Source organism: Oscillibacter sp. CAG:155 (genome assembly GCA_000436875.1).
Lineage (GTDB): Bacteria > Bacillota > Clostridia > Oscillospirales > Oscillospiraceae > Oscillibacter.
In genome coordinates this window covers 1-6,702 of sequence record FR890818.1, presented here as the reverse complement: position 1 = coordinate 6,702, position 6,702 = coordinate 1, and the positions used below count along the sequence as shown (strand labels likewise).

General features: G+C 59.8%; 8 protein-coding genes. 1 reads left to right on the top strand and 7 read right to left on the bottom strand.

What is annotated here, in order from left to right; all coding sequences use genetic code 11:
• The 5 genes from spoIIR to thrH form a co-directional block, all read right to left on the bottom strand.
• The coding region (gene spoIIR, locus QZL67_RS00060; RefSeq protein ID WP_292919554.1) for a stage II sporulation protein R at positions 1 to 495 on the bottom strand (495 nt) is incomplete at its 3' end.
• Between the two features lie 69 nt (positions 496 to 564).
• Positions 565 to 1,437: a 4-(cytidine 5'-diphospho)-2-C-methyl-D-erythritol kinase gene (gene ispE / locus QZL67_RS00055; RefSeq protein WP_022288748.1), complete on the bottom strand. Its 873-nt coding sequence runs from the start codon at positions 1,435 to 1,437 to the stop codon at positions 565 to 567.
• 149 nt (positions 1,438 to 1,586) lie between these two features.
• Positions 1,587 to 1,742, bottom strand: a complete 156-nt coding sequence (locus QZL67_RS00050; protein WP_022288747.1) for a hypothetical protein — start codon at positions 1,740 to 1,742, stop codon at positions 1,587 to 1,589.
• A 151-nt stretch (positions 1,743 to 1,893) separates the two neighbouring features.
• Positions 1,894 to 3,174 carry a DUF1015 domain-containing protein gene (locus tag QZL67_RS00045; protein ID WP_022288746.1) on the bottom strand — a complete coding sequence of 427 codons (1,281 nt, stop codon included), beginning with the start codon at positions 3,172 to 3,174 and terminating at the stop codon, positions 1,894 to 1,896.
• A 45-nt stretch (positions 3,175 to 3,219) separates the two neighbouring features.
• A complete protein-coding gene (thrH, locus tag QZL67_RS00040; RefSeq protein WP_022288745.1) occupies positions 3,220 to 3,819 on the bottom strand; it encodes a bifunctional phosphoserine phosphatase/homoserine phosphotransferase ThrH in 600 nt (199 codons plus the stop codon).
• A gap of 224 nt (positions 3,820 to 4,043) precedes the next feature.
• Here thrH and QZL67_RS00035 point away from each other — a divergent pair, with 224 nt between their 5' ends.
• Positions 4,044 to 4,262, top strand: a complete 219-nt coding sequence (locus QZL67_RS00035; RefSeq protein ID WP_022288744.1) for a DUF378 domain-containing protein — start codon at positions 4,044 to 4,046, stop codon at positions 4,260 to 4,262.
• A 66-nt stretch (positions 4,263 to 4,328) separates the two neighbouring features.
• On the opposite strand, the gene QZL67_RS00030 is transcribed toward QZL67_RS00035, so the two are convergent.
• Complete coding sequence (locus QZL67_RS00030; protein WP_022288743.1) at positions 4,329 to 6,077, bottom strand: NFACT family protein; 1,749 nt, start codon at positions 6,075 to 6,077, stop codon at positions 4,329 to 4,331.
• Positions 6,067 to 6,483 (bottom strand): Mini-ribonuclease 3, encoded by a 417-nt coding sequence (locus QZL67_RS00025; protein ID WP_022288742.1) that lies wholly within the window; start codon positions 6,481 to 6,483, stop codon positions 6,067 to 6,069. Before QZL67_RS00025 ends, QZL67_RS00030 begins: the two co-directional genes overlap by 11 nt.
• Positions 6,484 to 6,702: the final 219 nt, after the last annotated feature.

Sequence of the window (6,702 nt, the reverse complement as noted above, 5' to 3'; positions counted from 1 at the left end):
GGTGCAAAGCGGCGGAAAGACGACGCACCACCAGTTGTGTCCCTCTCCCGCGCCGATCACCACCCGCAGCGCCAGATACTCTCCCGCCGGGAGGGTGAACCCGTCATATTCCCGGGTGGGAAACGGGGTGTCCGTCAGTTCAACTGTTACCGGATAGTCATAGCCCTCCGCCCGGATCTCCTCCGCCGCAAGGTGCTCCAGCTCCAGCAGCTGCCCCCGGAGCCTGGCCTCTGCCTCCTGCCGGTCTGCGGACTGCTCCAGAATCTCTGTGGCCCGCGCCAGAACCACATCCCGGACCTGGAGCTTGAGCGCCTGATCCTCCTCGGAATCCGAATTTGCCAGAATATGCAGGCGCACCACTTTCTCCGCCAGCTGATCCTGGGTCCGCAGGGCCACGCCGCCCGTTACGAAAAAAATCGCCAGGCCCAGCAGCAGCGCAATTTCCAAAACATGAAGTTTTCGGCTGTGCGCACTTTGTACAGTTACAGGTTTCATCAAATCTCCGTCCTTTGTATGTAGCCCCAGCGGGGCCGTTTGCCAAAGTGTGGACGGAAATCCGATGTTTTATACCCGTTGGAGCGGTGTCGTCAAAAAAAGCTGGGAATAGTGATTCCGCAATGCCTCCACAGCCCGCTCCGCTTCCGCTTTCCGTTCAAAGAGTCCAAAGACGGTGGGGCCAGAACCGGTCATGACCGCGTTGCATGCGCCGCAGCGCAGCATCACGTCCTTGAGATACATGATCTCCTGGCGCTCCCGCACCGTCAGTACCTCTTCAAACACATTGCGCATCTGGCGGGCCACCGCTGGCAAGTCGCCCGCGGCCAGAGCCCGCTTCATGGCGTCGTGGTCCGGTCGTCCCTGCAACGCATCCACCCGCACCCGGCGGAACAACGCCGGAGTGGACAGGCCGAAATCCGGCTTGCACACTGCGATCCAGCAGTCCGGCAGCGGCGGCAGGTCCGTCAGCACCTCGCCCCGGCCCTCCGCCAGCGCCGTACCGCCCCGGACGCAGAAGGGCACATCGCTGCCCACCTGCAAACCGACCTGCTCCAGCGCCTCCCGCGGCATCTCCGGCGCATACAGCGACTGCAGCGCCAGAAGCACCGCAGCGCCGTCTGCACTGCCGCCAGCCATTCCCGCCTGCATGGGAATGTGCTTTTCCAGTACAATCTCCGTGCCGCTGCTCTCCTGGCCCACGGCATCGTAAAACGCCCGGGCCGCCTTCCAGGCGATGTTATCCGGCCCGCCGGGCAGATCTTCCCGATCCGTATGGACCGTGATTTCTCCGCTTCCGGTTTCCGTGCGCACCGTCACCACATCATGGAGTGCAATGCTCTGCATCACCATCCGCAAGTCGTGGTATCCATCCGGACGCTTTCTTAAAATATCCAATGTCAGATTCAGCTTTGCATGTGCCGGCATCGTAACGCTTCTCATGGTTTTCTCTCCTATGAATCTCTCCCAAGATACCTGCCGCCTGGGTGCGGCTGCTGCATGGGCTTTGGTAGGGATATCTTAACACACGAAGCAGCAGAAAGAAAGCGGCCTCCGGGAAAATCCCGGAGGCCTGCAAAACCACTGAGTTGTTAATCATATCCCCGCCGGTTTCGGAAATTTCGGATTCCGTCCACCACGATATAGACGATGCTGATTCCCAGCAAAAACACAATCGGCAGGAGCAACAGAATATAAAAGATCAAACTCCCGCTCAACAGCACGGTCCCTTGCAGCAATCCTGTCATATGGTGCTCCTTTCTCCTCTTGTTGGTTAAATCATCCAATCAATCGTGCGTTCCTCCTCATTTCTTTAGTTAAATTTTAACACACTCTTTACAAAAAAGGAAGTCCCCCGCAGGGAAAATTTTTCCCGCGGGGGACGGTCGCCTCGGTTCTTTACCGGATCTTGCGTGCCTCCACATAATATCGCTTATCCTGCGCATTGCCCATGGAGAAGGTCTTACGGGGCAGGACCCCGTCGGCCATCACAGTCTTGAACAGCTGCTCCTTGCCCATGGCAGGCAGTTTGAAGCCTATATTGCCGGGCTTCGCGCCCAGCTGATCAGTCACATCATCTCCGTGGATGTAGTCCACTTCGCCGCCATGTTCCTGGAGGTACTGGTCGATGAATGCCTGAAGGGTTCCTACTGCCAGCTGCATCCGCGGCTCGGGAACCGTCAGGAAACCGGTGCGTCCGGCGCTGGTATAGGCGATCACGTGGCCTGTGCCCCGGCCCTCATACGCGCCGGGATAGAAGTCCAAAAACGCCTGGAGCACCTGCTCCGGTTCCACCCCGAAAAGCACCCGGTGAATGGGTTCGAACTCAAGGGCGTTGTCGTGGTTGTTCACCACCTCCACCAGGGCGTACCGGGCGGGAAGATCCGCCCACTGGTCCCGGGGCGTCACCTTTTTCAGCTCCTCATAGCAACGCTTGGCAGTGGCCAGGGAGTGGTTTCCGTCTCCCACGGCAAAAAGCAGCGGCGGCACATCTCCAAGGCCATACTTCTTTTCCATAGCCTCCCGGCTGCCAAGTTCCCGCAGGGCATCCGCCACGGCATCCATCTGCTCCGCCGTCAGGCGCCAGCCCTTCAGGTGGCCGCCGCCCTGCTGGAGATCAAAGTCATACAAAGGCTCCATCTCCCCGCGTCCACCAGTCAGCGGCTCGATCACCGTCCGCTCCGGATCATCAATGAGAAGCATCACATGGGGCAATTCGATAGGAGCATTCCGCCGGACCCGCACCCGGGGCGGAATCCGGGAGAGGACCGTCCCCTCAGTGGCACGGATCAACGCCCCGGAGCCCGGCGTGAAATCATACTGCTCCAGATCCACCATGCCCACAAGGCCCCGGCGCACGCGGCCATCAGACTGCGTGCGCTCAATGTAAAGCAGGGACTCCGGCAGCGTCCGGAACAGCCCCTGATCCAGATACTGCTTCATAGTGCTGTTGATGGCGTCGATCTCCCGGTCCACATCGGGGCTGTGCAGCTTTGCCTCCGGCAGGATCAGCCGCAGCGCGGACGGTGCGTCCGCCACAGTCTCCTCCACCGCTTGCCAGTATTCCGGCTGAGAGGTAAACTGGTCACAGGCAACTACGGCCCACTTCGTCATGTCCACATTCCGGGGCAACAGAATATCCGCCGGATAAAATCCCAGCTTGTCAAATGCCTGATTCATACTTTGCTTCGCTATCCTTTCCTTGAACGCCCCACGGCGTCCGGCTTACAGCGCCTGCTTGATGGCACGGAGCAGATCATCGAACTCCTCATAGGCCGGCAGTTCCGGGTGATCGGCCTTGATCTTTTCCGTGCTCTTGAACAAAAAGCCCGCCTTGCTGGCCTGAATCATCCCCAGATCGTTGTAGCTGTCGCCGCTGGCGATGGTCTCATAGCCGATGGACTGCAGCGCCTTCACCGTGGTCAGTTTGGACTGTTGGCAGCGCATCTTGTATCCCGTGATCTCCCCCGAGGGCGCCACTTCCAGCGCATTGCAGAAGATGGTGGGCCAGCCCAGCTTTTTCATCAGCGGCCGGGCAAACTCTTCAAAGGTGTCACTGAGAATGATGACTTGGGTGAGCGTGCGCAGCTCATCCAGAAATTGCCGGGCACCGGGCAGCGGATCAATGGTGGCAATGGTCTCCTGGATCTCCCGCAGGCCCAGGCCGTGCTCCTTCAAAATGCCCAGCCGCCAGGCCATCAGCTTATCGTAATCCGGCTCATCCCGGGTGGTCCTCCGCAGTTCCGGGATACCACTGGCCTCGGCAAAGGCGATCCAGATTTCAGGCACCAGAACGCCCTCCATATCCAAGCATACGATATTCATTCACACTTCTCCCTTCTTCGGGTCTCGCGCAAAACGCCGCCCTGATTTGGATGATTTTTCATTGTAGCAAATCCCTATCCGCTTTTCAACACGCAAAGCGCAGCATGCCGCATTTCAAAATTTGCTCTGGGCTCCGTCGGAAAATCCTCCCAGCAGCAACTGTGCATAAACCCTCCTGTCGGCGGGCAGGCTAACCGCAAATCCAAGAATGGAGGTTTTGCAAGATGATTGATAAGATCGCACTGACGCTTGCCATCATCGGCGCCCTGAACTGGGGCGGCATCGGCCTGTTCGGCTTTGACACCGTGGCATTCTTCTGCGGCGGCCAGCTGTCCATCCTGTCCCGGATCATCTATGCGCTGGTCGGCCTGGCCGGCCTGTGGTGCATCAGCCTGCTCTTCCGCACCGATCAGGAAAACGGCCACGCGCCTCACGCCGCCTAAAACCCACAAACGGGAGCTCCTCCCGGCACAGCCGGACGAGCTCCCGTTTTCTTTATTCCGCCGGCTTCACCTGCTTTGCAGGCGCTTGACCAGTTCCTCCTCCGGCGTTACAAAGAGGGTCTGACAGGTGCTGTAAATCACCATGCCCGGCCGGGCACCGGCAGGCTTTTTCACATTTTTGACCGCCGTGTAATCCACCGGCACGTTCCCGCTGCTGCGGGCCTGGGAATACCATGCAGCGATCTTGGCAGCCTCCGTCAGTGTCTCATCGTCCACCGGAGCCCCGCCGGTGCAGAGGATCGTATGAGAGCCGTGGATCTTCTGAGTGTGGAACCACAGATCCCGGTGATCCGCCTCCCGGGTGAGTTTATCGTTCTGCCGGTTGTTGCGGCCCACCAGCACCCGGAATCCGCTGCTGGTGCGGAACTCCCGGGGACGGCTGACCCGCTTGAGTTCCTTCTTTCCCTTGCCCTGGCTGCGCAGATACCCGGCATCCCGCAGTTCGTGGCGGATGTCGATGAAATCCTGTTCCGTCTCCGCCTCCGCGATCTCCTCCAGAATGCTCTCCAGATACTCCAGATCCCGCCGGGCAATGGCCATCTGCTCCCGGAGATAGCGTTCCGCCGTTTTGGCCTTGGTATACCGCTTATAATATTTGGCAGCGTTTTGCTGCGGCGTGAGCAGCGGGTCCAGTTGGATGGTGATGGGCGCACACTGGGGGTCGTAGTAGTTCTCACAATTCAGCTTGCTCTGCCCCCGCTCCATCCGGTAAAAATTGGCAGTGATCAGATCTCCGCAGATCCGCAGCTGATCCCGGTTCTGGATGGCGGCGTAATCCTTCTCCTGAAGGGCCAGCTTCCGCCGCAGCCGGTCCCGGGCGGTGGTGGCGGTGCGGATGAGATCCGCCCCCCGCTGCCGTACCCGCTCCTGCTGCTCCCGGGCCTCATAAAAAGCATCCAGCATCTGGGAAAAGCTGCCGCAGTAAACGCACTCCATCTTCGTTCCATACTGGGCAATGGGCAGATAGGTAAAGTCCGCCGCCCGGCCGTCCTGCCGCAAGCACACCGGTGTAAAGTTTCCCTCCCGGATACGGGTGATCAGCTGTTCCAGCTCCTGCCACAGCCGTTCTTTCTCCGCCGGCCCCATCTGGCACAAGCGCCGGTCCGTCTCTCCCGCCGCCCGAAACGCCAGTTCCCGGGCCACCAGGGGGGAGATACCGAAATACGCGTCCAGCAAGAAGGTGTCTGCCTGCCGCTCGGGATTGGCTTCCGCCAGCTTTTCCCGGAACCCCTCCTCTGTCTCCTCCGTCACAGGGAGCCGGCCCACGGAGGCCGGCGGCTCATAGTAAAGCCCCGGCAGCACTTGGCGGCTGGCGGACATCTCCGCGTCCACCCGACGCAGGCAATCGATGATGCGGCCATCCCCATCCAACAAGATCAGGTTGGACCGGCGGCCCATGGCTTCCAGCACCAGCGTACGGCGGCCAGGCTGGCCAAAGTCATCCGTAATATCCAGTTCCAGCCGCACCAGGCGCTCCAGAGGCGGCTGAGTGATGGCAGCCACCCTTGCTCCCACCAGATGCTTGCGCAGCAGCATGCAGAACATGGGCGGTTCCGCCGGATTATCCCTTGTCAGCTCCGTCAGCTGGATGCGGGGGGCATTGGCCCCGGCATTGAGCAGCAGCCGCTGGTTTCCCCGCAGCAGCAAAATAACCTGATCCCGAGCGGGCTGCTGGACCTTGTCGATCCGCAGTCCCAGCAGTCTGGGCCGCAGTTCCTGCAGCACAGCCTGCAAACAAACAGCGTCAAACGGCATGGGGCTCCTCCTCCATCATGATGCAAAACAGCTCATTGGCCCGCTCAAGACGTCCCTTGAGCCACAGCCAGCCCATCAGTGCCTCCAGCGCCGTAGCCTCGCCGTACTGGGCCCGGGTGGCATGTCCGGGCACCGTATGGACCTGGGCGTTGCGGCCCCGCCGGAAAACCCCCAGCTCCTCCTCCGTCAGAATTGGAAGAATCCGCTTGGCTTTTTCCGCCTGGGATTCAGCACACACCAAGCGGATCGTGGCCTGATGCAGGCCTCTTCCCGTGGCCCGTCCATGGGCGCACAGCCAGGTCCGCACCAGAATCTCAAACACAGCGTCCCCCATATGGGCCAGGCCGATGGAGCTGATGGCACGGATCTGATCATCCGTCAGGCACGGGTGAAAGTAATTCTCCATGGATGTTCTCCTTTTGATTGCAGCAATTCGCCTTGTATTATAGCATGCCCGCCTTTGTTTGTCATCCACCGCCCTGCACCGCCAGCCTGTCTTCTTTTTAAAAGCAAAATTTTTTTGTTTTTTCTGTTGACAAGCCCCGTGTTTTTCTGCTATACTATCCACTGTTCCGAGCGCAAGACCGGGACAAACAGTTTGGGGGTATAGCTCAGCTGGGAGAGC

What these genes read in the sequence shown, in the direction of transcription:
- QZL67_RS00050 (WP_022288747.1), bottom strand. Translation starts at nt 1,742, where the DNA reads ATGACAGGATTGCTGCAAGGGACCGTGCTGTTGAGCGGGAGTTTGATC.
- ispE (WP_022288748.1), bottom strand. Translation starts at nt 1,437, where the DNA reads ATGAGAAGCGTTACGATGCCGGCACATGCAAAGCTGAATCTGACATTG.
- QZL67_RS00045 (WP_022288746.1), bottom strand. Translation starts at nt 3,174, where the DNA reads ATGAATCAGGCATTTGACAAGCTGGGATTTTATCCGGCGGATATTCTG.
- QZL67_RS00025 (WP_022288742.1), bottom strand. Translation starts at nt 6,483, where the DNA reads ATGGAGAATTACTTTCACCCGTGCCTGACGGATGATCAGATCCGTGCC.
- QZL67_RS00035 (WP_022288744.1), top strand. Translation starts at nt 4,044, where the DNA reads ATGATTGATAAGATCGCACTGACGCTTGCCATCATCGGCGCCCTGAAC.
- QZL67_RS00030 (WP_022288743.1), bottom strand. Translation starts at nt 6,077, where the DNA reads ATGCCGTTTGACGCTGTTTGTTTGCAGGCTGTGCTGCAGGAACTGCGG.
- thrH (WP_022288745.1), bottom strand. Translation starts at nt 3,819, where the DNA reads ATGAATATCGTATGCTTGGATATGGAGGGCGTTCTGGTGCCTGAAATC.